Origin of the sequence: Pseudomonas kermanshahensis (assembly GCF_014269205.2) — a bacterium.
Taxonomy (GTDB): domain Bacteria; phylum Pseudomonadota; class Gammaproteobacteria; order Pseudomonadales; family Pseudomonadaceae; genus Aquipseudomonas; species Aquipseudomonas kermanshahensis.
This window is the reverse complement of the sequence record NZ_JABWRY020000001.1, coordinates 4,106,746-4,128,616: the sequence shown is the minus strand read 5'-3', so window position 1 is coordinate 4,128,616 and position 21,871 is coordinate 4,106,746. Positions and strand designations below refer to the sequence as shown.

The following is a 21,871-nucleotide window of genomic DNA, read 5'->3' as shown; positions in this document are numbered from 1 at the left end:
GTCGTTTTTTTTCGGTCTTCTCTACACAGCGCTGGTGGCGATTCCAGGCAATTCGGTAAACTGGCGAAAACCCCGTAGGACGGCCTCGCGTCCTGGAGAATTGCGAAGGTCAGGGACCGGCGAAGAGCCTGGTGCCGCTGGCCTGCCGCTTTTGGCGGCGTTCGCGACTATAGCAGCAATGATTAAGTGCTTCAATTCCATAAAAAATTGTTATGATCCCTTGATGACGACCAATACCCCTCCGACTTCCGGCGTTCAGCTGATCGAAGTCGCGCCGGAGCTTGCCGGCCAACGCATCGACAATTTCCTCATCACGGCCCTCAAGGGCGTGCCCAAGACGCTTGTCTACCGCATCCTGCGCAAGGGTGAAGTGCGGGTCAACAAGGGGCGCGTCAAGCCTGAGTACAAGATTCAGGCCGGCGATATCGTGCGGGTACCGCCCGTCCGCTTGCCCGAGCGTGATGCGCCTGCGCCGGTGGCGCAAGGCCTGTTGCAGCGCCTGGAAGCGGCGATTGTCTATGAAGACAAAGCGCTGATCGTGATGAACAAGCCGGCCGGTATTGCCGTGCATGGCGGCAGTGGCCTGAGCTTTGGTGTGATCGAGGCGCTGCGCCAACTGCGCCCGGACGCCAAGGAACTTGAACTGGTGCACCGCCTGGACCGCGACACGTCCGGCCTGCTGATGATCGCCAAGAAGCGCAGCATGCTGCGCCACCTGCATGCCGCATTGCGTGGCGACGGTGTCGACAAGCGCTACATGGCCTTGGTGCGCGGCCATTGGCCGACCGCCAAGAAGCAGGTCAACGCACCGTTGCTCAAGAGCAACCTGCGTTCTGGCGAGCGTATGGTCGAGGTCAATGACGAGGGCAAGGAAGCGCTGACCCTGTTCCGCGTGCTGCGCCGTTTTGGCGAGTTCGCAACCATTGTCGAGGCGCGCCCGATCACCGGTCGTACTCACCAGATTCGTGTGCACACCTTGCATGCTGGGCACATGATCGCAGGCGACAGCAAGTACGGCGATGAAGACTTCAGCCGCGAAATCCGCGAGCTGGGCGGCAAGCGCCTGTTCCTGCATGCCTACGCCCTGACCGTGCCGCTGCCTGACGGCGGCGAGCTCAAGCTCGAGGCGCCGGTGGATGAGGTGTGGGCTAAGACGGTTGAGCGTTTGAGTGCGTCCTGATCTATGAAAAAGCCGTATGAACTGCTGATTTTCGACTGGGATGGCACCCTGGCCGATTCCATCGGCCGCATCGTCGAGGCGATGAATGCCGCCGCTGAGCGTGCCGGTGAGGCGCCAAGCCACGAAGAGGCGGTCAAGGGCATCATCGGTCTGGCCCTGGGCGAGGCGATCCATACCCTGTACCCGCACCTGACGCCGGTAGCGCTCGAGCGCTTCCGGCAGCACTACGCCGACATCTACATGGCGCTCGATCAGCAGCCCTCGCCGTTGTTCGAGGGCGTGGTCGAGTCGCTGGATGCCTTCCGTGCAGAGGGTTACCGCCTGGCGGTGGCGACCGGCAAGGCGCGTCGCGGCTTGGATCGGGTGCTCAAGGCCAATGGCTGGGAGCAGTTTTTCGACATCACCCGTGCTGCCGACGAGACCCGTGGCAAGCCGCACCCGCTGATGCTCGAGGAAATTCTCGGCCATTGTGGTGTCGAACCAGAACGTGCGCTGATGGTCGGCGATTCGGCGTTCGACCTGCAGATGGCCAGCAATGCTGGCATGCATTCGGTGGCTGTCGGGTATGGCGCGATGTCGTTGCAGGCATTGGCCGAATTCGGCCCGCAGCTGTGCATCAATCATTTTTCCCAGTTGCGTGAGTGGCTGGGCCGTTCCGCGTAATTTCACGTCCAAGGCAGGTAAGCATGGCAGACGAATGGAAAGCCCCTGAGTCCGAACCCGAGGAGCGCGAAGAGCGCAAGAGTTGGAAGCTGTTGGAGAAGACCCTGCTGGCGGGCGTCCAGGAGCAGCGTCGCGCGCGTCGCTGGGGGATCTTCTTCAAGCTGCTGACCTTCGTCTACCTGTTCGGCATGCTGATGCTGTTCACGCCGCTGATGGACATGGACAAGGCGGCTTCGCGCAGTGCCAGCCATACGGCGCTGATCGAGGTGCGCGGCGTGATCGCCGACCAGGAGGCTGCCAGTGCCGATAACCTCGTCAAGAGCCTGCGTGAGGCGTTCAAGGACGCCAAGACCAAGGCGGTGGTGCTGCGCATCAACAGCCCAGGCGGCAGCCCGGTGCAGGCGGGTTATGTATATGACGAGATTCGTCGCCTGCGTGCCGAGTACCCGGCCATCAAGCTGTATGCGGTAATTACCGACCTGGGCGCTTCCGGTGCTTACTACATTGCCAGTGCGGCGGACGAGATCTATGCCGACAAGGCTAGCCTGGTCGGCTCCATCGGGGTGACGGCAGCGGGTTACGGGTTTGTCGGGTCGATGGAGAAGCTTGGGGTCGAGCGACGCACGTACACTGCAGGCGAGCACAAGGCCTTCCTGGACCCGTTCTCGCCAGAGAAGCCGGAAGAGCGTGCGTTCTGGCAGGGTGTGCTGAACACCACGCACCAGCAGTTCATCGCCATGGTCAAGCAGGGGCGGGGTGACCGCCTGAAAGACAAAGAGCACCCGGAGCTGTTCAGTGGCCTGATCTGGACTGGCGAGCAGGCCAAGGCGCTGGGGCTGGTGGATGGCCTGGGCAGTGCCAGCTATGTCGCGCGGGAGATTGTCGGCGAGAAGGAGTTGGTGGATTTCACGGTCGAGGAATCGCCGTTTGATCGCTTCTCGAAGCGGCTGGGCGCGAGCGTGGCGGAGCATCTGGCGATGTATATGGGGTTCCAGGGGCCGTCGTTGCGCTGAGGGTTCACCGTCGCAGTTTTGGTGCCTGTGAGATCAGGCGCCGCCCGCGCCCATGTCCCAGAAATAATTGGCCCGAAACAACTGTAGGAGCAGCCTTGTGCTGCGAAGCGCCGCGCAGGCGGCGCTCAATCTCATAAGCGCCACAAATGTTGAGCCTAAGGTATCTCCACCCCTTCCTTCGTCAACATATCCACCAGCCGAATCAGCGGCAGCCCCACCAGGCTGGTCGCATCGCAACCGTGCGTGCTTTGGAATAAGCTCACCCCCAGCCCTTCCGCCTTAAAGCTCCCGGCGCAATCCAGCGGCTGTTCTGCCGTTACATAGCGCTCGACCCGTTTGCGGTCCAATTCACGCATGGTGACGGTAAAGGGCACGCAATCGACCTGGCAGTGCCCCGTGGCGCTGTTCAGCAGTGCCAGCCCGGTCAGGAAGGTCACTTGCTGCCCGCTCGCCTCCAGCAGCTGCTCGCAGGCGCGGGCGAAGGTGTGTGGCTTGCCCAGGATCTGTTCACCCAGCACAGCGACCTGGTCAGAGCCAATGATCAGGTGCCCTGGGTGGCTGCCCGCCAATGCCTCAGCCTTTTGCCTGGCCAGGCGCCGTACCAGCTCCACGGCAGGCTCGTCACCCAGTCGCTGCTCGTCTATATCGGGGCTTGCGCAGGTGAATGGCAGGCGCAGGCGGGCGAGCAGTTCGCGTCGATAAGGGGAGCTGGAAGCCAGTAATAAGGGAAGCATGGTAGACTCCTGGTCAGTTGAACCAAATTCTAACATGCAACATGCCGCCTAATTTCCTTTGACAGGTGCGGGGGGCATCCCTAGAATGCTGCGCCTATGTTGAATGACCCGATTCCACCTCACGTTGACCCGCGCAAATTAGCCGATCGTGGCGTAACCCTTAACGGTTCGCTGCAACTCGCTGATTTGGAAAGACTCTGCGACCCGCTTTCCGACAATGTCGGTACGGTGCAGGCGAAGTTAAATTTTGAACGAGATGAACAGCACGTGGTGGTTATCCACAGCGAGCTCGACGTCGAGGTCAAGATGGTTTGCCAGCGTTGTCTTGAGCTGGTCACCCTGCCGATCCACAGCGAATGTACTTACGCCGTGGTGAAGGAGGGTGCGAATACCCAGTCGTTGCCGAAAGGCTATGACGTGCTGGAACTGGGCGAAGATCCATTGGATCTGCAGGCGCTGGTCGAGGAGGAGCTTCTGCTCGCCTTGCCAATCGTGCCTGCTCATCATCCGGAAGAATGCCAGCAGCCGGCGGGCGCAGACGAGCCCGATTCGAGCAAGGACGAGGTATCGCGGTCCAACCCGTTCAGTGTTTTGGCGCAGTTAAAGCGTGACCCAAACGTTTAGGAGTTAATCAATTATGGCTGTTCAGCAGAACAAAAAATCCCGCTCTGCCCGTGACATGCGCCGTTCGCACGACGCTCTGTCGGAAAACGCGCTGTCGGTAGAGAAAACCACCGGTGAAGTTCACCTGCGCCACCACGTATCGCCAGAAGGCGTATACCGTGGTCGCAAAGTGGTCGACAAGGGCGCTGACGAGTAATCCTTGTCCGCTCAGATCATCGCGATCGACGCAATGGGCGGGGACTTCGGTCCCCGCAGCATTGTCCAGGCTAGCATTGCCTGCCTTTCGGCTACTCCCTCGCTGCACCTGACCCTCGTCGGTCAACCCTCCCTCCTTGAAGATCTTGTCAGCGGCCTTGCGGCGGCGGATCGCGCGCGCCTGCAGATTGTCGCGGCCAGCGAGGTGATTGGCATGGACGAGCGGCCATCCCAGGCGTTGCGTGGCAAACCGGATTCGTCGATGCGCATTGCGCTCGAACTGGTGCGTGACGGCAAGGCCCAGGCCTGCGTGAGTGCCGGCAACACCGGGGCGCTGATGGCGTTGTCGCGTTTCGTGCTCAAAACCCTGCCGGGTATCGATCGGCCGGCCATGGTGGCGGCGATCCCGACTCAGGCGGGGTACTGCCAGTTGCTCGACCTGGGTGCCAATGTCGATTGCAGTGCCGAGAACCTCTTCCAGTTCGCCGTGATGGGCTCGGTGGCCGCCCAGGCGCTGGGTGTGCATCGGCCGCGCGTGGCGCTGTTGAATATCGGCACCGAGGACATCAAGGGCAACCAGCAGGTCAAGCTGGCGGCCACCTTGCTGCAGAACGCCCGTGGGCTTAACTATGTGGGCTTCGTCGAAGGCGATGGCCTGTACCGCGGCGAGGCTGACGTGGTGGTGTGTGACGGTTTTGTCGGCAACATCCTGCTCAAATCCAGCGAGGGCCTGGCGACGATGATCGCTGCGCGCATCGAGACGCTGTTCAAGGGTGGCGTGTTGTCGCGCGCTGCCGGCGCGCTGGCCATGCCACTGCTCAAGCGCCTGCAGGCTGACCTGGCGCCGGCGCGGCACAACGGTGCGAGTTTCCTGGGTTTGCAGGGGATCGTCATCAAGAGTCACGGTTCGGCAGGTGTGCAGGGCTTTCAGAGTGCGATTCAGCGGGCGCTGATCGAGATTCAGGAAAACTTGCCGCAGCGGCTGCATGGCCGCCTTGAAGACCTGTTGCCTTAGGCAATTCGCCGATGAAGTGCTTAAATGTGACCGCTTGGTCCGCGTCTCCATCCAAGTTTTCAGATTCCGCGTCAGGCTGATGCCCGGCGCACCCTATCCGACGACAAGATCATAAGGGCTTGTTCAATGTCTGCATCCCTCGCATTCGTCTTTCCCGGTCAAGGTTCCCAGTCGCTCGGCATGCTCAAGGAATTGGGCGCCGAAAAGCCGGTGATCGTTGAGACCTTCAAGGAGGCCTCCGAGGCTCTGGGCTATGACCTGTGGAAGCTGGTCCAGGAAGGCCCGGAAGAACAACTCAACCAAACCGACAAGACCCAGCCGGCCATCCTCACTGCCTCGATCGCCCTGTGGCGCCTGTGGTTGGAAGAGGGCGGCGCGCAGCCGGCGTTCGTTTCCGGCCACAGCTTGGGTGAATACAGCGCCTTGGTTGCCGCTGGCAGCCTGTCGCTCAAAGATGCAGTGAAGCTGGTCAAGCGCCGTGGCGAACTGATGCAGGAGGCCGTGCCTGCCGGTCACGGCGCCATGGCCGCGATTCTCGGCCTGGACGACGCCGTAGTGGTCGATATCTGTGCCAAGGCCGCCGAAGATGAAGTGGTCAGCGCGGTGAACTTCAACTCGCCAGGCCAGGTCGTGATCGCGGGTAACACGGCTGCCGTGGACCGTGCCATGGCGCTGTGCAAAGAGGCCGGTGCCAAGCGCGCCCTGCCGCTGGCGGTCAGCGTGCCGTCGCACTGCGCCTTGATGAAGCCGGCTGCCGAGCGTTTTGCCGAATCGGTCAACGCCATCGAATGGAAGGCCCCGCAGATCCCGGTGGTGCAGAACGTCACCGCCGCTATCGCCGCCGACCTCGATGCGCTCAAGCATGACCTGCTGGCACAGCTTTACCAGCCCGTGCGCTGGGTCGAGTGCGTGCAGACCCTGGCCGCCAATGGCGCGGTCAACCTGGTCGAGTGCGGCCCGGGCAAAGTCCTCGCCGGCCTCAACAAGCGTTGCGCCGACGGTGTCACCACCTACAACCTCAATACCCCTGACGCCGTCGCCGCCACCCGTGCGGCGCTGGCCTGAATTGGAGAAGCTTGCATGAGCCTGCAAGGTAAAGTTGCACTGGTCACCGGCGCTAGCCGTGGCATCGGCCAGGCCATTGCCCTCGAACTGGGCCGCCAGGGCGCGACCGTGATCGGCACCGCCACGTCGGCTTCCGGCGCCGAGCGCATTGCCGCCACCCTCAAAGAGCACGGCATCGCCGGCACCGGCATGGAGCTGAATGTGACCAGCGCCGAGTCCGTGGAAGCGGTGCTGGGTGCCATCAGCGCACAGTTCGGTGCGCCGACCATCCTGGTCAACAACGCCGGCATCACCCGCGACAACCTCATGCTGCGCATGAAGGACGACGAGTGGTTCGATGTGATCGACACCAACCTGAACAGCCTCTACCGTCTGTCCAAGGGCGTGCTGCGCGGCATGACCAAGGCGCGTTGGGGTCGTATCATCAGCATCGGCTCGGTTGTCGGTGCCATGGGCAACGCCGGCCAGGCCAACTACGCGGCGGCCAAGGCCGGCCTCGAAGGCTTCAGCCGCGCCCTGGCGCGTGAAGTGGGCTCGCGTGGTATCACCGTCAACTCGGTGACCCCGGGCTTCATCGACACCGACATGACTCGCGAGCTGCCAGAAGCGCAGCGCGAAGCCCTGCAGACCCAGATTCCGCTGGGCCGCCTGGGCCAGGCCGAGGAAATCGCCAAGGTGGTTTCCTTCCTGGCCTCCGACGGCGCAGCCTATGTGACCGGCGCTACGGTGCCGGTCAACGGCGGGATGTACATGTAACAACTGCAACTCAATGTGACGGATTTCGTAAAAAAAGAGTCATACTGCGAGCCTAAAATCCGTTATAAAGCTGCAACCAGATTCCAGGCAGCGGGTGCGGTGACTAATCCGAAGGTGCGTTTAGCTTGAAAAGCGAACGTCTTTCTATAAAATTGGTCACCGGCCAGCTGCCTGACATATGTCCATTAGGAGTGAAAACTAGGTATGAGCACCATCGAAGAACGCGTCAAGAAAATCGTCGCCGAGCAACTGGGCGTCAAGGAAGAGGAAGTGACCAACGAGAAGTCCTTCGTCGATGACCTGGGTGCCGATTCGCTTGACACCGTTGAGCTGGTGATGGCTCTGGAAGAGGAATTCGAGACCGAGATTCCTGACGAAGAAGCCGAGAAGATCACTACCGTTCAAGCCGCTATCGACTACGTCAACAGCCACAAGGCCTAAGACGCAGTAGTCGACGCTTCTTGTCGGGAAAAACCGCACTGCCTTTGCTGGCGTGCGGTTTTTTCTTTGCGAGCCCCCTGCCTTCAGCTCAAGGGTATCGTTCACCGCGCACCGAGAGCCTGTTGTCATTCCATTCCATCGCATGAATGCAATGCCAAGAGACTCTGTTATTAGAAAAGGAGAGTACTGTGTCGCGTAGACGCGTCGTGGTCACCGGTATGGGTATGCTGTCGCCACTGGGTACCGATGTACCGAGCACCTGGCAGGGCATTCTGGCTGGCCGCAGTGGCATCGGTCCGATCGAACATACGGATCTGTCTGCCTACTCCACCCGTTTCGGCGGCTCGGTGAAAGGCTTTGAGGTCGAACAGTACCTGTCGGCCAAAGAGGCCCGCAAACTTGACCTGTTCATCCAGTACGGCCTGGCGGCCGGGTTCCAGGCCGTGCGTAATGCGGGCCTGGAGGTCAACGACAGCAACCGTGAACGCATTGGCGTGGCCATGGGTTCGGGTATTGGTGGCCTGACCAACATCGAAGAAACCAGCCGGACCCTGCACGAGCAGGGCCCGCGGCGTATTTCGCCGTTCTTCGTGCCGGGTTCGATCATCAACATGATCTCCGGTTTCCTGTCTATCCACTTGGGGTTGCAGGGCCCGAACTACGCCATTGCCACCGCCTGCACCACGGGCACCCACTGCATCGGCATGGCGGCGCGCAACATCGCCTACGGCGAAGCTGACGTGATGATCGCCGGTGGCGCCGAAATGGCCGCCTGCGGCCTGGGCATGGGCGGCTTCGGCGCATCGCGTGCGCTGTCGACCCGCAACGATGAGCCAAGCCGTGCCAGCCGTCCTTGGGACAAAGGCCGTGATGGTTTCGTGCTGTCTGACGGTGCCGGTGCCCTGGTGCTGGAAGAACTCGAGCACGCCAAGGCCCGTGGCGCGACCATTTATGCCGAGCTGGTTGGTTTCGGCATGAGCGGCGACGCTTACCACATGACCTCGCCACCCGATACCGGCGAAGGCGCTGCCCGTTGCATGGCCAATGCCCTGCGCGATGCGGGTATCCAGCCTGAAGAGGTCAGCTACATCAACGCCCACGGCACTTCGACCCCGGCCGGCGATATCGCCGAAGTGGCGGCGATCAAGCGTGTGTTCGGTGAGCATGCCTACAAGCTCGCGGTCAGCTCGACCAAGTCGATGACTGGCCACCTGCTGGGTGCTGCTGGCGCGGTGGAAGCGATCTTCAGCGTGCTGGCGATCAACAGCCAGATGGCGCCGCCGACCATCAACCTGGACGAGCCGGACGAAGGGTGTGACCTGGACTTCGTGCCACACCAGGCGCGCAGCATGCCGATCGATGTGGTGCTGTCCAACTCGTTCGGCTTTGGTGGCACCAACGGCTCGCTGGTGTTCCGCCGGTTCGCCGGTTGATGCACAGCTGGGTCGACGGCCAGCCGGCGGATGCAGTCAACTTGCAAAACCGCGGCCTGGCATACGGCGATGGTCTGTTCGAGACCATCGCCGTGCGCGGTGGCCGGCCCAGTTTGCTGGCGGGTCACCTCGCACGCTTGGCGCTGGGTTGCCAGCGCCTGGCAATCGACGTTGACCTGGTGTTGGTTGAAGACGAGCTTCTGCGTTACGCCAGCCAGCTCGGTGATGGCGTCGCCAAACTCATCCTGACCCGTGGCGACAGCCAGCGCGGCTATGCCCCGGTTGCCGGTGCCGCGGCACGGCGCATCCTTCAGGGCAGCCCACTGCCCAGCTATCCTGTCGAGCATGCCGAGCGTGGCGTGCGTTTGTTCCCGTGCCAGACCCGGCTTGGGGAACAACCGCTGCTGGCCGGGCTCAAACACCTCAATCGCCTGGAGCAGGTGCTGGCGCGTGCCGAATGGCAGGACAGCGAGCATGCCGAAGGCCTCATGCGAGATGGGCGGGGCAGGGTGGTCGAAGGGGTGTATAGCAATCTTTTCCTGGTGCGTGACGGCGTGCTACTGACCGCAGACCTCAGCCGATGCGGCGTCGCGGGAGTAATGCGTGCCGCGTTGTTGCAGCAGGCCCAGGCGCTGGCCATTCCCGTCCAGGTTCGTGACCTGGCATTCGATGAACTGCAGCAGGCGGATGAAGTATTCGTTTGCAACAGTGTCTATGGGGTCTGGCCTGTGCGGGGAATTGCCGCGCTGAACTGGTCGCCAGGCCCACTCACCCGTAAACTGCAGGCCGTTGCCCGTACGTTACTGGATACCTGAATTCGTGAGACGCAAATTCCTGCTGCTGCTGGAAATGGGGTTGATCCTGGCTGGCCTGGCATTCGGTTGGTCAGCCTGGAAGGTCAACTCGGTCCTGGAGCAGCCCTTGCACGTGACGCAGGAGCGCCTGCTCGATGTGCCCAATGGCACCAACCCCAACCGCATGTTCTACCGCATGCAGAACGAGGGGTTGCTCGATGACGCCTTTTGGCTGCGGCTTTACTGGCGCTTCAACATGGCCGGTACGCCCCTGCACACCGGTGAGTACCGCCTGACCCCGGGCATGACGGTCGAGCAGTTGTTCGATGCGTGGCGCCGCGGCGATGTCGTGCAGTACAACCTGACCCTGGTCGAAGGCTGGACCTTCCGCCAGGTACGCTCGGCGATCGCCAAGCACGAAAAGCTCAAGCACACGCTGGACGGCCTGACCGACGCCGAGGTCATGGACAAGCTTGGCCACACCGGGGTGTTCCCTGAAGGCCGCTTCTTCCCGGACACTTACCGCTTCGTGCGTGGCATGAGCGACATCGAATTGTTGCAGCAAGCCTACATGCGCCTGGACGAAGTGCTGGCCAAGGAGTGGTCGGAGCGCACCACTGACCTGCCTTATCGCGACCCCTACCAGGCGCTGATCATGGCCTCGTTGGTGGAGAAGGAAACCGGCATCCCGCAAGAGCGTGGGCAGATTGCCGGCGTGTTCGTGCGGCGCTTGCGCCTGGGCATGATGCTGCAGACCGACCCAACAGTGATCTATGGCATGGGCGAGCGCTACAACGGCAAAATCACCCGCGCCGACCTGCGTGAGCCAACGCCCTATAACACCTACACCATTACCGGCCTGCCGCCGACGCCCATCGCCATGGTCGGCCGCGAGGCGATTCACGCTGCGCTCAATCCGTCCGATGGCACCAGCTTGTATTTCGTCGCTCGCGGCGATGGCAGTCACGTGTTCTCCGACGACCTGGACGATCACAACTCGGCGGTGCGCGAGTTCCAGCTCAAGCGGCGGGCGGATTACCGCTCCAGCCCGGCTCCGCAGGCCCAGCCGGGTGCGGGGGAGGCCGTGGAGCCCGAGACGCCCGCAGCGGACCAGCCGACTGCGCAGCCTGAGCCCGATGAGGCGCCCGTGCAGGAAACCGCCCCGGCCAGCGACCCTGCCCCCGTCGATGCACCGGCCACTGCGCCGACGCCCGACGAACAACATTAAGGACTGCCTGTGAGCGGCTTGTTTATTACTCTGGAAGGCCCCGAAGGCGCGGGCAAAAGTACCAACCGTGAATACCTGGCGGCGCGCCTGCGCGAGCAAGGCTTGGATGTGTTGCTGACCCGCGAGCCGGGCGGTACGCCGCTGGCCGAGAAGGTGCGTGAACTGTTGCTGGCACCCAGCGATGAAACCATGGCGGCCGATACCGAGCTGTTGCTGGTGTTCGCTGCACGCGCCCAGCACCTGGCGCAGGTGATCCGTCCTGCGCTGGCCCGCGGCGCCGTGGTGTTATGTGACCGGTTTACCGATGCCACCTACGCCTATCAGGGTGGTGGTCGCGGGTTATCCGTCGAGCGTATCGCCACCTTGGAGCAATTCGTCCAGGGGGACCTGCGCCCTGACCTGACACTCGTATTCGACCTGCCCGTAGAAGTCGGCCTCGCCCGCGCCGCTGCGCGTGGCCGCCTGGACCGTTTCGAGCAGGAAGGCCAGGCGTTCTTCGAGGCTGTGCGCCAAGCCTACCTGCAGCGTGCCCATCGTGAGCCGCAGCGCTACAGCCTGCTGGACGCCGCGCAACCGCTGGAGGCCGTGCAGCGCGCCATCGATGCGCTGCTGCCCGGGATTCTGGAGCGTTGCCGTGGCTGAAGCCTACCCCTGGCAGCAGGCCATCTGGCAGCAGTTGGCCGGTCGCAGCCAGCACGCCCACGCCTACCTGCTGCATGGGCCGCAGGGCATTGGCAAGCGGGCCCTGGCCGAGCGGTTGATGGCGCGCCTGCTGTGTCAGCAGCCGCAGGGCCTGGATGCCTGTGGTAGCTGCAAGTCCTGCCTGCTGCTCAAGGCCGGTAGCCACCCCGACAACTACGTACTGGAGCCCGAAGAGGCCGACAAGCCGATCAAGGTCGACCAGGTGCGTGAGTTGGTGGCTTTCGTGGTGCAGACTGCGCAGTTGGGTGGGCGCAAAGTCGTGTTGATCGAGCCGGTCGAGGCAATGAACATCAACGCTTCCAACGCCCTGCTCAAAAGCCTTGAAGAGCCCTCTGGCGACACCGTTCTGCTGTTGGTCACGCACCAGCCCAGCCGCCTGTTGCCGACCATCAAGAGCCGTTGCCAGCAGGTCGCTTGCCCGCAGCCCAGCCTGGCCCAGAGCCAAGCCTGGCTGGCCCATGCGCTGGCCGACAGCGATGAAGCCGAGCGCGATGAGTTGTTGACCCTGGCCGCTGGTTCGCCATTGATGGCGGTGAGCTTGCAGGCGCAGGGCGTGCGCGAGCAGCGTGCGCTGGTCACCGACGGGGTGAAGAAACTGCTCAAGCAGCAGCAATCGCCCAGTCAGTTGGCAGAGGCTTGGAATGGCGTACCGTTGTTGCTGTTGTTCGACTGGTTCTGCGACTGGTCGCACCTGATCCTGCGCTATCAGTTGACCCAGGACGAAGAAGGGTTAGGCTTGGCCGATATGCGCAAGGTTGTGCAGTACCTGGCGCAAAAAAGCCGCCAGGCCAACGTGCTTCAGGTGCAGGCGTGGATCCTGGAACAGCGCCAGAAGGTGCTGGGCAAGGCTAACCTGAACCGCGCCCTGCTGCTCGAAGCGCTGCTGGCGCACTGGCAGCAGTTGCCAGGCGCCCGCTGACTTTCCCTTTTCATGTGTGCCGTTATCCCATGCTCGTAGATTCCCATTGCCACCTTGACCGTCTTGACCTGAGCGCCCACCAGGGCTCCCTCGATGCCGCCCTGCAAGCCGCGCGTGAGCGCGGGGTGAGGCACTTCCTGTGCATTGGCGTCAGCGCCGAGAACGCTGGTGCGGTCAAAGCGCTGAGTGAGCAGTACGCCGATGTCGATTGTTCGGTGGGGGTGCACCCGCTCGACCTGGCACCGGGCGAAACCCCGGCGTTGGAGTGGCTATTGCGTGAGTTGGCGCATCCGCATGTGGTGGCGATCGGTGAAACCGGCCTGGACTACCACTACGAGCCGGAAGCCGCCGAGTTGCAGCAGGCATCGTTTCGCCTGCACCTGGAGGCCTCGTGCCAGACCGGCAAGCCGGTGATCGTGCATACCCGTGCTGCGCGGGCCGACACCCTGGCGCTGCTGCGCGAGGCGAACCTGCCCCAAGCCGGTGTGCTGCACTGCTTCACCGAAGACTGGGACATGGCCAAGGCGGCGCTGGACCTGGGCTATTACATCTCGTTGTCGGGCATCGTCACCTTCCGCAATGCCGATGCCTTGCGTGAGGTGGCGCGCCAAGTGCCTGTCGACCGCCTGCTGGTGGAGACCGATTCGCCATACCTGGCACCGATACCGCACCGGGGCAAGCCTAACCTGCCGCAGTATGTGCGTGAGGTGGCCGAATACGTCGCCTCGTTGCGAGGGGCCAGCTATGAGCAGTTGGCGGAGCAGACCACCGCCAACTTCAAGCGGTTGTTCCCGCTGGCTCGCGTGGCCGGGTAGCGCGACAGGCAAAAAAAACCCGGGTTCTGGGGGAGGGAATCCGGGTTAAGACCATTAGGAGTAAAACAAAGGTACGCGGTCCCTGAGCACCTTTATCGGCGCGCCACTTGGGGGGGATGCGCCGCGCCAACACTTCAAGTATTGGTCAGGTTTGGCGCAGTGCCAGTGGCTGTTGGTCGTTTTTTAAACAGATTTGGAATACGCCCGCGTTCCATTGCACTCTCAGTGCATGGCCAGGCGCCGCACCTGCTGAACAGTTTCGTCGATCAGTTGCTCACCGGTATAGAAATGCGGTGAAAATCGCACACTGCCGCCGCGCAAAGCGCAAATTGTGCGCTGGGCCATCAAGGCCTTGTAGATGTCCACGCTGGCCTGCCCTTTGATACTGAATGTGACGATGCCCGCTCGTCTGTCTGGGTCAGCCGGGGTGTGCAGCACAACACCGGGCACTGATGCCAAGCCTTCATACAACTGAGCCACGCGCTGTTGCAATTGCTGCGCGACCGTGCTGATACCGACCTCCTCCAGGAGCGACAGGCTTGCCTCCAGCGCGTGGGCGCCGAGCATGTTCGGGCTGCCACACTCGAAACGCCGCGCGCTGTGAGCGGGCTGCCATTGGCGTTGGTCGAAGTCGCCCAAGTGTTCCAGCATGTGCCAGCCATAGGCATTGAGTTCAAGTTGCGGGCGTAGCGCGGCGCGGCAATAGAACATCCCCAGCCCCTCAGGGCCGAGCATCCACTTATGGCCATCGGCCACGGCAAAATCACACTGAAAGCGTTGCACGTCGAAGGGCAGGGCGCCTACCTGCTGAATGGCATCGACGCAGAACAGTACATTACGCGCCCGGCAACCCTCACCCAGGCGCGCCAGGTCCAGGCGCAGGCCACTGCCGAACTGCACCGCACTGACCGCCAATAGCCGGGTGCGTGGGCCGCAGGCCGTCAGCAAGGTGGCTTCGGGGTCTGGGCCGGCCAGGCTGGCTTCGATCACCTGCACGCCACGGTCGGCCAACGCCTCCCACACCACGCGGTTGGAGGGGAACTCTTCGTCGCTGATCACCACCTGGTCGCCCGCTGCCCAGTCCAGCCCAAAGGCGACCAGCGACAGCCCTTCGGAGGTGTTCTTCACCAAGGCGATATCGCCAGGCGAGGGCGCATGGATAAGCCGCGCCAGCCGCGCGCGCAGACGTCGCTCGGTGGCCAGCCAGGATGGGTACTCGCTGGCACCTAGGCAAACGTTGTCGCGGGCGAAGCGGGCCACTGCCTCGGCAGCCCGCCGTGGCCAGGGGGCGATGGCGGCGTGGTTCAGGTAGCGCAGCCCGGGGGCATGGTCGAACTCATCGTGAAACATAGACATGGTTGGATGATCCGTGCAATTTCCCGCAAGTTAGGCATAATAAACCGCTTCGATTGTCATCCAGTCCTTCCTATGCAGAAAGAACCTCGTAAGGTCCGTGAGTTTCGCCGTCGCGAACAGGAAATCCTCGATACCGCGCTCAAGCTGTTTCTCGAACAGGGTGAAGACAGTGTCACCGTCGAGATGATCGCTGACGCGGTAGGTATCGGCAAAGGCACGATCTACAAGCACTTCAAGTCCAAGGCGGAGATCTACCTGCGCCTGATGCTCGACTACGAGCGTGATTTGAACGAGCTGTTGCACTCGGCCGACGTCGACCGTGACAAGGAAGCCCTGTCGCGCGCCTACTTCGAGTTCCGCATGCGCGACCCGCAGCGCTATCGCCTGTTCGACCGCCTGGAAGAAAAGGTGGTCAAGGGTAATCAGGTGCCGGAGATGGTCGAGCAGTTGCACAGCATCCGCGCCTCCAACTTCGATCGCCTCACCCAGTTGATCAAGGGCCGTATCAGCGAAGGCAAGCTCGAAGACGTACCGCCGTACTTCCACTACTGCGCGGCCTGGGCGTTGGTGCATGGCGCCGTGGCGCTGTACCACTCGCCGTTCTGGAGCAATGTGCTTGAAGATCAGGAAGGTTTCTTCCAGTTCCTCATGGACATCGGCGTACGCATGGGCAACAAGCGCAAACGCGACCCGGAACCCACCCACTGACCGGTCCGGTGGCTCCAGCATGAACAAGGTACTTGCAAAAACCTGATTTATGAGTCAGGTTTTGCCAGCCCCGCTTCATCCATGCTGGAGTCATCCATGATCGTCGATCGTCAAGGCAGGCGTTTTCGCAACCTGCGTGTCAGCCTGACGGCTGCCTGTAACTACGCGTGCACTTACTGCGTGCCCAATGGCAAACGCCTGGTGGCGGCGCAGGACGAGCTGTCGGCGCAAGCCCTGGCGCGGGGCGTTGCTTACCTCATCGAGGCCGCGGGTATCGAGCGTTTACGCATTACTGGTGGCGAGCCGCTGGTCAGCCCCCGGCTGGATGGCTTTCTGGCTGCCATTGCCAAACTCCCCCTCGACGATATCTCGCTGACCACCAATGGCCAGTTGCTCGCGCGCAAGCTGCCAGCGCTTCATGCCGCCGGCATCCGCCGTTTGAATGTGTCCCTCGATACCCTCGACCCGCTAGCGTTTCGCCGCATCGCCCGTGGTGGCGACCTGGCCAGTGTGCTGGCAGGCATGCAGCGCGCCAGCGAGCAGGGCATGCGCATCAAAGTGAACATGGTGCCGATGCGTGGGCAAAACCTCGACCAGGTGTTGCCGCTGCTGGATTACTGCCTCGAGCGGGGTTTCGAGCTGCGCTTCATCGAGCTCATGCGCATGGGCCACTTGGCCAGTGATCGCAACGCATTTTTGCAGCAATTCGTGGGCCTCGACCAGGTGCTCGGGCTGATTGGTACCGAGCATGCCTTCGAGCAGGTCGACGTGCCGGTGGATGCTACGGCCCTGCGTTACCAGATCCCGGGTAAAGGCCATTTCGGCGTAATTGCCAACGAGAGCGTGCCGTTTTGCCGCGGTTGCTCGCGGCTACGTTTGTCATCGACGGGTTGGCTGCATGGCTGCCTGTCGTCGAGCAACCGCCACTTTGTCGGCGATCTGCTGGAAAAGCCGCGTCATCAAGCGCTCCCTGCCTTGCAGCGGCTGCTGGTCAAAGCCCTGGCAGACAAGCAGGATGTGGCGTTTTCCGGGGGTGTTACGGTGATGAAGGTAATCGGCGGCTGAGTCTGGCGCAAAAGCTGCATCCGCCGGCTATTCGCCGGTTTTTCGTCGCCGGCCACTGGAGGAAAGATGCGTAGCCTGGTCTTGCTGCTGGCGCTGATGGCGTTGGGCGGCTGCATGAATGTCAGCGATATGGGCGAAGGCGTCCGTTACCACATGAGCGACGCCGGTCTGCTCGACCACAGCGATACCCGCAGGACACTGTCGATCCGCCTGCAGCCCGACTCGTTCATCTTCATTGGCCAGGGTGCCTTCGTGCCGCCCGGTAAAGGGCCAGTACCGCACCAGAACGTGGTGGCCGACCAGGCCTTCAAGAGCTTCGTCGAGTATTTCCCCCTGGTACGCCGTGCCCAAGGCCCGCTCGGCTTGGAGGACGCGATCGCCCAGGCGCGCTCGGTGGGCGCGGACTACGTGCTGTACACCCGTTTTGCACGTACCGACGACCGCATCGGCAACGGCGACGAATGGTATGACGAACAGGCTGTCGACCGTCTCGGCTGGGACACTGGGGTGGTGCAGATGATGCTGATTGAAACCAATACCCGCTACTTGATTGACACCGCACGCATCAAAAGCCGTGGCGGTTTGTTGACGTTCCACGACAATACGCCGGAAGATTTGCTTGCCGCGCCGATGCGCGAGTACGCTCGGAGCCTTCTGGGCATGAGCGAATGAGGCAAGCGTGATGAGCGACTCCGGCAAGGCCAATGACCTTCTGGCGCAAATCCCCAAGGCAAAGGGTTTGCCGCCCGTGCACCTGTGGAACCCGGACTTCTGCGGCGACATCGACATGCGCATCGCCCGCGACGGTACCTGGTATTACCTGGGCACGCCGATCGGGCGCAAGCCGATGGTGCGGTTGTTTTCCACGATCATCCGCCGCGACGGCGATGACTACTTCCTGATAACCCCGGTGGAGAAGGTCGGCATCCGTGTCGACGATGCGCCCTTTGTCGCGGTTACTCTGGAGGTGCAGGGCGAGGGCGAGCAACAAATATTGCGCTTCACCAGCAATGTCGACGACCAGGTCGAGGCGGGGCCGGATAACCCATTGCGGGTCGAGCTCGATCCTGTCACGCAAGAGCCATCTCCCTACGTGCTGATGCGCAGCAACCTTGAGGCGCTGATTCATCGCAATGTGTTCTACCAACTGGTCGAGCTGGCGGTGCCGCGCATTATCGAGGGTGAAGAGTGGCTGGGGGTATGGAGCCGGGGTGAGTTCTATCCGATCGGGCGTACCGGCTGAGACCTGTGTGGCTGGCATGCGCATGCCTTGAGTATGGCGGTGTCAATCAGACCGAGCGCCGCCCGCCCGGCGCTCGGTCTGCCAGGCGCTGCAGCATTCCAACCGTACAACGAAAAAGCCCCCGGTTGCTTGCGCACCCGGGGGCTTTTCAGTGTTTGGCTCCGCGACCTGGACTCGAACCAGGGACCCAATGATTAACAGTCATTTGCTCTACCGACTGAGCTATCGCGGAATCTGCGCATATCTTACTGATCACCAAAGGGAAGTCAAGCTTCCCCCTGGTAAATCAGAACCGAATCAAGCAGTTACAGCACTTCGACGATAGCCTTGGTGACCACGTGGATGTTGCTTTGATTCAGTGCAGCGACCGCGATGCGGCCGGTGTCCAGCGCGTAGATGCCGAACTCGTTCTTCAGGCGTGCCACTTGCTCGACGGTCAGGCCGGAGTAGGAGAACATGCCCACTTGGCGGCCAACGAAGCTGAAGTCGCGCTGAGCACCGTAGGTGGCCAGCAGCTCGACCATCTGCTTGCGCATGCCGTGGATGCGCTGGCGCATTTCGCCCAGCTCCGCTTCCCACATCTGACGCAGCTCATCGTTGTTGAGCACGGTGGCGACGATGGTCGCGCCATGGGTCGGCGGGTTGGAGTAGGTGGTGCGGATCACGCGCTTGACCTGGGACAGCACGCGGGTGCTTTCGTCCTTGGAGCCGGTCACGATCGACAGGGCGCCGACACGCTCGCCATACAGCGAGAACGACTTGGAGAACGAGCTGGAAACAAAGAAGTCCAGGCCCGACTCGGCGAACAGGCGCACGGCGAAGGCGTCTTCAGCGATGCCGTCACCAAAGCCCTGGTAGGCCATGTCGAGGAATGGCACGTGGCCCTTGGCCTTGACCACTTCCAGGACGTTTTTCCAGTCGTCCAGGGTGAGGTCAACGCCGGTCGGGTTGTGGCAGCAGGCGTGCAGGACGACGATCGAGCCGGACGGCAGGCTGTTCAGGTCTTCGAGCATGCCGGCGCGGTTGACGTCGTTGCTCGGTGCGTCGTAATAGCGGTAGTTCTGTACCGGGAAGCCTGCGGTCTCGAACAGGGCGCGGTGGTTTTCCCAGCTTGGGTCGCTGATGGCAACCACGGCATTGGGCGACAGGCGCTTGAGGAAGTCGGCGCCAATCTTCAGCGCACCGGTGCCGCCAACGGCTTGCACGGTGACGACACGGCCAGCGGCCAGCAGCGGCGACTCGGCGCCGAACAGCAGTTTTTGCACGGCCTGGTCGTAAGTCGCGATACCGTCGATCGGCAAGTAGCCGCGCGAGGCATGCTGGGCAGCACGCTGGGTCTCGGCTTCGATCACGGCGCGCAGCAGCGGAATGCGGCCTTCCTCATTGCAGTAGACGCCCACGCCCAGGTTGACCTTGTCGGTACGTGGATCGGCGTTGAATGCTTCGTTGAGGCCCAGAATAGGGTCGCGGGGTGCCAGCTCGACAGCGGAAAACAGGCTCATTGTTACCTTGGCTCTGATTGGAGAGTGATAGGACGTACACGCTCCAGCCGAATGCACTGAAGCGGTGCACAAACGGGGAGTCAGTATAGTGATACCGACCGGTCACTGCGACACTCTGGCGCAGCTTTTCCGGCCATTTACGCAAATATTTTTTGACCATTGGTCTTATTGCCGTGTCCACAGCAATAAGCGTTCACAGCTGGGGCTTGAAACCGGCTCCGAGCGAACGCATTTGGGTATAGACTACTGGCTAAATTTACAGTTGCTGCGACACCGCGAGGTCCCTCATGTCCGAGTTCCAGCTCGTCACCCGTTTCCAGCCGGCCGGCGATCAGCCCGAAGCCATTCGCCAGATGGTCGAAGGCATCGAGGCGGGGCTTTCGCACCAGACGTTGCTCGGCGTGACCGGCTCGGGCAAAACCTTCAGCATCGCCAACGTCATTCAGCAGGTGCAGCGACCGACCCTGGTGCTGGCGCCGAACAAGACCCTGGCGGCGCAGCTGTATGGCGAGTTCAAGGCGTTCTTCCCGAACAACGCGGTCGAGTATTTCGTTTCCTACTACGACTACTACCAGCCCGAAGCCTATGTGCCCTCGTCCGATACCTTCATCGAGAAAGATGCGTCAATCAACGACCACATCGAGCAGATGCGCCTGTCGGCGACCAAGGCCTTGCTGGAGCGGCGCGACGCGATCATCGTCACCACCGTGTCGTGCATCTATGGCCTGGGCAGCCCCGAGACCTACCTGAAGATGGTCCTGCACGTGGACCGCGGCGACAAACTCGACCAGCGCGCCTTGCTGCGCCGCCTGGCTGACTTGCAGTACACCCGCAACGAGATGGATTTCGCTCGCGCCACCTTCCGCGTGCGCGGCGACGTAATCGACGTGTTCCCGGCCGAATCCGACCTTGAAGCCATCCGCATCGAGCTGTTCGATGATGAAGTGGAGAACATCGCTGCTTTCGACCCGCTCACTGGCGAGGTCTTCCGCAAGCTGCCGCGCTTCACGTTCTACCCCAAGAGCCACTACGTGACCCCGCGTGAGACGCTGCTCGACGCCGTCGAAGGCATCAAGGAAGAGCTCAAGGACCGGCTCGAATACCTGCATAAGGGCAACAAACTGGTGGAGGCGCAGCGGCTGGAGCAGCGCACCCGTTTCGACCTGGAGATGATCCTGGAGCTGGGTTACTGCAACGGTATCGAAAACTACTCGCGCTATCTGTCCGGGCGCCCCTCCGGCGCGCCGCCACCCACCCTTTACGACTACCTGCCCGCCGATGCGCTGCTGGTGATCGACGAGTCGCACGTCAGCGTCCCCCAGGTCGGCGCCATGTACAAGGGCGACCGCTCGCGCAAGGAAACCCTGGTGGAATACGGCTTCCGCCTGCCTTCGGCGCTGGACAACCGGCCCATGCGCTTCGATGAATGGGAGTCGGTAAGCCCGCAGACCATTTTCGTTTCGGCAACCCCCGGTCCTTACGAGGCCGAACATGCTGGCCGCGTGGTCGAGCAGGTGGTGCGGCCTACCGGCCTGGTCGACCCACAAGTGGAGATACGCCCGGCGTTGACCCAGGTCGACGACCTGCTGTCGGAGATCCGCAAGCGTGTCGATGCGGGTGAGCGGGTGCTGGCGACCACGCTGACCAAGCGCATGGCCGAGGACCTTAGTGATTACCTGGCCGACCACGACGTGCGGGTGCGTTACCTGCACTCGGACATCGACACGGTCGAACGGGTGGAAATCATCCGCGACCTGCGCTTGGGCACCTTCGATGTGCTGGTCGGCATCAACCTGCTGCGCGAGGGCCTGGACATGCCCGAAGTGTCGCTGGTGGCGATTCTCGATGCCGACAAGGAAGGCTTCCTGCGTTCCGAGCGGTCACTGATCCAGACCATTGGCCGGGCCGCGCGTAACCTCAATGGTCGCGCCATCCTGTACGCCGACCAGATGACCGGCTCCATGCAGCGGGCCATCGACGAGACTGAGCGGCGCCGGGAGAAGCAGATTGCCTTCAACCTGGCCAACGGTATCGTGCCCAAGGGGGTGGTCAAGGACATCACCGACATCATGGAAGGCGCTACCGTACCTGGCTCGCGCAGCAAGAAGCGCAAGGGTATGGCCAAGGCAGCGGAGGAGAGCGCCCGCTACGAAGCCGAGCTGCGCACGCCGGGCGAGATCACCAAGCGTATCAAGCAGCTGGAAGAGAAGATGATGCAGTTCGCCCGGGACCTGGAGTTCGAGGCGGCAGCGCAAATGCGCGACGAGATTACCCAGTTGCGGGAGCGGCTGATCACCAGCTGATCCTTTGCTCCCGGTTAGGCCTCTTCGCGGGGCAAGCCCGCTCCCACAGGTACCTCACTGCCCTTGTGAAAAGTGAGGTATCTGTGGGAGCGGGCTTGTCTCAGGATGAACGCAGCT

23 protein-coding genes and 1 tRNA gene are annotated in these 21,871 nt (G+C 62.2%); 20 read left to right on the top strand and 4 right to left on the bottom strand.

The features are described 5' to 3' along the window. Positions 1–223 precede the first annotated feature (223 nt). The 3 genes from rluC to sppA are packed head-to-tail and all read left to right on the top strand — an operon-like array spanning position 224 to position 2,856. On the top strand, positions 224–1,180 hold the full coding sequence (gene rluC / locus HU764_RS18600; RefSeq protein ID WP_027596073.1) for a 23S rRNA pseudouridine(955/2504/2580) synthase RluC: 957 nt from the start codon (positions 224–226) through the stop codon (positions 1,178–1,180). A gap of 3 nt (positions 1,181–1,183) precedes the next feature. Next, a complete protein-coding gene (locus HU764_RS18595; RefSeq protein WP_186681992.1) occupies positions 1,184–1,843 on the top strand; it encodes an HAD family hydrolase in 660 nt (219 codons plus the stop codon). Positions 1,844–1,866: 23 nt separating this feature from the next. Next, a complete protein-coding gene (gene sppA / locus HU764_RS18590; protein ID WP_186681994.1) occupies positions 1,867–2,856 on the top strand; it encodes a signal peptide peptidase SppA in 990 nt (329 codons plus the stop codon). 155 nt (positions 2,857–3,011) lie between these two features. Here sppA and HU764_RS18585 read toward each other — a convergent pair whose 3' ends face one another. Next, positions 3,012–3,590, bottom strand: coding sequence for a Maf family protein (locus HU764_RS18585; RefSeq protein WP_186681996.1), 579 nt, complete (start codon positions 3,588–3,590; stop codon positions 3,012–3,014). A gap of 96 nt (positions 3,591–3,686) precedes the next feature. On the opposite strand from HU764_RS18585, the gene HU764_RS18580 reads away from it, so the two are divergent. From HU764_RS18580 to HU764_RS18525, 12 genes are all read left to right on the top strand, one after another. Beyond that, positions 3,687–4,214, top strand: a complete 528-nt coding sequence (locus HU764_RS18580; protein ID WP_027596077.1) for a YceD family protein — start codon at positions 3,687–3,689, stop codon at positions 4,212–4,214. Positions 4,215–4,227: 13 nt separating this feature from the next. Then, on the top strand, positions 4,228–4,410 hold the full coding sequence (gene rpmF / locus HU764_RS18575; protein ID WP_003247154.1) for a 50S ribosomal protein L32: 183 nt from the start codon (positions 4,228–4,230) through the stop codon (positions 4,408–4,410). A gap of 3 nt (positions 4,411–4,413) precedes the next feature. Beyond that, positions 4,414–5,424 carry a phosphate acyltransferase PlsX gene (gene plsX, locus HU764_RS18570; protein ID WP_081717536.1) on the top strand — a complete coding sequence of 337 codons (1,011 nt, stop codon included), beginning with the start codon at positions 4,414–4,416 and terminating at the stop codon, positions 5,422–5,424. 126 nt (positions 5,425–5,550) lie between these two features. Then, positions 5,551–6,489: an ACP S-malonyltransferase gene (gene fabD / locus HU764_RS18565; RefSeq protein ID WP_027596079.1), complete on the top strand. Its 939-nt coding sequence runs from the start codon at positions 5,551–5,553 to the stop codon at positions 6,487–6,489. 15 nt (positions 6,490–6,504) lie between these two features. Further along, the gene (gene fabG, locus HU764_RS18560) at positions 6,505–7,245 is read left to right on the top strand and encodes a 3-oxoacyl-ACP reductase FabG (RefSeq protein WP_027596080.1); all 741 of its coding nucleotides are present in this window, start codon (positions 6,505–6,507) and stop codon (positions 7,243–7,245) included. Between the two features lie 204 nt (positions 7,246–7,449). After that, a complete protein-coding gene (gene acpP / locus HU764_RS18555) occupies positions 7,450–7,686 on the top strand; it encodes an acyl carrier protein (protein WP_008096410.1) in 237 nt (78 codons plus the stop codon). 188 nt (positions 7,687–7,874) lie between these two features. Further along, positions 7,875–9,119: a beta-ketoacyl-ACP synthase II gene (fabF, locus tag HU764_RS18550; protein WP_027596081.1), complete on the top strand. Its 1,245-nt coding sequence runs from the start codon at positions 7,875–7,877 to the stop codon at positions 9,117–9,119. Further along, positions 9,119–9,934 (top strand): aminodeoxychorismate lyase, encoded by an 816-nt coding sequence (pabC, locus tag HU764_RS18545; RefSeq protein ID WP_186682000.1) that lies wholly within the window; start codon positions 9,119–9,121, stop codon positions 9,932–9,934. The genes fabF and pabC overlap by 1 nt, the downstream gene beginning before the upstream one ends. Before the next feature lie 4 nt (positions 9,935–9,938). After that, positions 9,939–11,141, top strand: a complete 1,203-nt coding sequence (gene mltG / locus HU764_RS18540) for an endolytic transglycosylase MltG (protein WP_186682002.1) — start codon at positions 9,939–9,941, stop codon at positions 11,139–11,141. A gap of 9 nt (positions 11,142–11,150) precedes the next feature. Further along, positions 11,151–11,783 (top strand): dTMP kinase, encoded by a 633-nt coding sequence (tmk, locus tag HU764_RS18535; RefSeq protein ID WP_099430108.1) that lies wholly within the window; start codon positions 11,151–11,153, stop codon positions 11,781–11,783. Further along, on the top strand, positions 11,776–12,762 hold the full coding sequence (locus HU764_RS18530; protein ID WP_099453311.1) for a DNA polymerase III subunit delta': 987 nt from the start codon (positions 11,776–11,778) through the stop codon (positions 12,760–12,762). Before tmk ends, HU764_RS18530 begins: the two co-directional genes overlap by 8 nt. 29 nt (positions 12,763–12,791) lie before the next feature. Next, positions 12,792–13,577, top strand: coding sequence for a TatD family hydrolase (locus tag HU764_RS18525; protein WP_186703649.1), 786 nt, complete (start codon positions 12,792–12,794; stop codon positions 13,575–13,577). Positions 13,578–13,799: 222 nt separating this feature from the next. Here the strand turns inward: HU764_RS18525 and HU764_RS18520 are convergent, their stop codons facing one another. After that, positions 13,800–14,933 (bottom strand): aminotransferase class V-fold PLP-dependent enzyme, encoded by a 1,134-nt coding sequence (locus tag HU764_RS18520; protein ID WP_186682008.1) that lies wholly within the window; start codon positions 14,931–14,933, stop codon positions 13,800–13,802. 72 nt (positions 14,934–15,005) lie between these two features. Between HU764_RS18520 and HU764_RS18515 the strand changes: the two genes are divergently transcribed. The 4 genes from HU764_RS18515 (at position 15,006) to HU764_RS18500 (ending at position 17,949) form a co-directional block, all read left to right on the top strand. Then, on the top strand, positions 15,006–15,641 hold the full coding sequence (locus tag HU764_RS18515) for a TetR/AcrR family transcriptional regulator (protein WP_027596088.1): 636 nt from the start codon (positions 15,006–15,008) through the stop codon (positions 15,639–15,641). A 96-nt stretch (positions 15,642–15,737) separates the two neighbouring features. After that, positions 15,738–16,706: a GTP 3',8-cyclase MoaA gene (locus HU764_RS18510; RefSeq protein WP_186682010.1), complete on the top strand. Its 969-nt coding sequence runs from the start codon at positions 15,738–15,740 to the stop codon at positions 16,704–16,706. Between the two features lie 66 nt (positions 16,707–16,772). Continuing rightward, positions 16,773–17,378, top strand: a complete 606-nt coding sequence (locus HU764_RS18505; RefSeq protein ID WP_027596090.1) for a DUF4823 domain-containing protein — start codon at positions 16,773–16,775, stop codon at positions 17,376–17,378. A 10-nt stretch (positions 17,379–17,388) separates the two neighbouring features. Continuing rightward, positions 17,389–17,949 (top strand): DUF1285 domain-containing protein, encoded by a 561-nt coding sequence (locus HU764_RS18500; protein ID WP_186682012.1) that lies wholly within the window; start codon positions 17,389–17,391, stop codon positions 17,947–17,949. Positions 17,950–18,105: 156 nt separating this feature from the next. Here the strand turns inward: HU764_RS18500 and HU764_RS18495 are convergent. Further along, positions 18,106–18,181, bottom strand: a tRNA-Asn gene (locus HU764_RS18495). Between the two features lie 73 nt (positions 18,182–18,254). Then, on the bottom strand, positions 18,255–19,451 hold the full coding sequence (locus tag HU764_RS18490) for an amino acid aminotransferase (RefSeq protein ID WP_027596092.1): 1,197 nt from the start codon (positions 19,449–19,451) through the stop codon (positions 18,255–18,257). Positions 19,452–19,738: 287 nt separating this feature from the next. On the opposite strand from HU764_RS18490, the gene uvrB reads away from it, so the two are divergent. Continuing rightward, complete coding sequence (uvrB, locus tag HU764_RS18485; protein ID WP_027596093.1) at positions 19,739–21,754, top strand: excinuclease ABC subunit UvrB; 2,016 nt, start codon at positions 19,739–19,741, stop codon at positions 21,752–21,754. Positions 21,755–21,871: the final 117 nt, after the last annotated feature.

Bases quoted from the DNA above. Each gene is read 5' to 3' on its own strand.
- uvrB (WP_027596093.1), top strand. From the start codon at position 19,739: ATGTCCGAGTTCCAGCTCGTCACCCGTTTCCAGCCGGCCGGCGATCAG.
- HU764_RS18520 (WP_186682008.1), bottom strand. From the start codon at position 14,933: ATGTCTATGTTTCACGATGAGTTCGACCATGCCCCCGGGCTGCGCTAC.
- fabG (WP_027596080.1), top strand. From the start codon at position 6,505: ATGAGCCTGCAAGGTAAAGTTGCACTGGTCACCGGCGCTAGCCGTGGC.
- rluC (WP_027596073.1), top strand. From the start codon at position 224: ATGACGACCAATACCCCTCCGACTTCCGGCGTTCAGCTGATCGAAGTC.
- HU764_RS18580 (WP_027596077.1), top strand. From the start codon at position 3,687: ATGTTGAATGACCCGATTCCACCTCACGTTGACCCGCGCAAATTAGCC.
- acpP (WP_008096410.1), top strand. From the start codon at position 7,450: ATGAGCACCATCGAAGAACGCGTCAAGAAAATCGTCGCCGAGCAACTG.
- HU764_RS18525 (WP_186703649.1), top strand. From the start codon at position 12,792: ATGCTCGTAGATTCCCATTGCCACCTTGACCGTCTTGACCTGAGCGCC.
- sppA (WP_186681994.1), top strand. From the start codon at position 1,867: ATGGCAGACGAATGGAAAGCCCCTGAGTCCGAACCCGAGGAGCGCGAA.
- HU764_RS18595 (WP_186681992.1), top strand. From the start codon at position 1,184: ATGAAAAAGCCGTATGAACTGCTGATTTTCGACTGGGATGGCACCCTG.
- fabD (WP_027596079.1), top strand. From the start codon at position 5,551: ATGTCTGCATCCCTCGCATTCGTCTTTCCCGGTCAAGGTTCCCAGTCG.
- HU764_RS18490 (WP_027596092.1), bottom strand. From the start codon at position 19,451: ATGAGCCTGTTTTCCGCTGTCGAGCTGGCACCCCGCGACCCTATTCTG.
- HU764_RS18510 (WP_186682010.1), top strand. From the start codon at position 15,738: ATGATCGTCGATCGTCAAGGCAGGCGTTTTCGCAACCTGCGTGTCAGC.
- HU764_RS18500 (WP_186682012.1), top strand. From the start codon at position 17,389: ATGAGCGACTCCGGCAAGGCCAATGACCTTCTGGCGCAAATCCCCAAG.
- HU764_RS18505 (WP_027596090.1), top strand. From the start codon at position 16,773: ATGCGTAGCCTGGTCTTGCTGCTGGCGCTGATGGCGTTGGGCGGCTGC.
- rpmF (WP_003247154.1), top strand. From the start codon at position 4,228: ATGGCTGTTCAGCAGAACAAAAAATCCCGCTCTGCCCGTGACATGCGC.
- HU764_RS18585 (WP_186681996.1), bottom strand. From the start codon at position 3,590: ATGCTTCCCTTATTACTGGCTTCCAGCTCCCCTTATCGACGCGAACTG.
- HU764_RS18515 (WP_027596088.1), top strand. From the start codon at position 15,006: ATGCAGAAAGAACCTCGTAAGGTCCGTGAGTTTCGCCGTCGCGAACAG.
- pabC (WP_186682000.1), top strand. From the start codon at position 9,119: ATGCACAGCTGGGTCGACGGCCAGCCGGCGGATGCAGTCAACTTGCAA.